The sequence below is a fragment of the Synechococcus sp. R6-5 genome (assembly GCF_047461775.1).
Lineage (GTDB): Bacteria > Cyanobacteriota > Cyanobacteriia > Thermostichales > Thermostichaceae > Thermostichus.
The window spans coordinates 1-584 of record NZ_JANSHV010000336.1 but is presented as its reverse complement, the minus strand read 5'-3'; the positions used below and the strand labels follow the sequence as shown (position 1 = coordinate 584).

General features: G+C 65.8%; 1 protein-coding gene. It reads right to left on the bottom strand.

Translation table 11 applies throughout. The annotated features are described in order from the left end of the window. On the bottom strand, positions 1 to 570 hold a 570-nt coding region (locus tag NW818_RS13490; RefSeq protein WP_414424840.1), incomplete at its 3' end, for a hypothetical protein. Between the last annotated feature and the right edge of the window lie 14 nt (positions 571 to 584).

The window sequence follows — 584 nt, the reverse complement described above, 5'->3', positions numbered from 1 at the left end:
CGGCTGCGCCAGCGCTTCCGGCACATCCTGATCGATCAGGGTCTGGAATGCAACCTCGGCAGAAGCGGCATTGCGCGCCGCCTCCATCGCCGTCGGCGCGAGCGACCCGGCGGGCAGAGCGTCGAGCGCCTGCTGACCGTCGAGACGCAGGAACTGTTTGATCGGGTCCGCCAGGTCGTCGATGGAGGGCGCGCCGGTGAAGCGGTGCAATCCCTCATCGGGAAAGGCGTGCTCGACCGCCATATACGGCGAAACATAGTAGTAGCGCGCATCGGTCGGCTGATCATCGGGCTGCGCAATGACCATTGCAATGGCGCGCGCCAGTTTGCACGTGCCGATGAGCGCCAGCACCGGCGAATAGACGGCGAAGGGCTTTTCGGGTCCCTGGGGTTGGAGGAAGCCGCGCGCGCGCAACGACCGTTCGGCGGCTGCCAGCGCTCCGAGCGCCCGTTCTTCGGAGACGCCCTCGAAGGGGTTCGCCGGCAGACTTGCCAGCGCTGGCAGATCGGCGATGCGCATCAGCAGCACCAGTTCCTCCAGACTGAATGTGAATGCGTAGGTGTCAGCCATACCTGTCCTCCCTG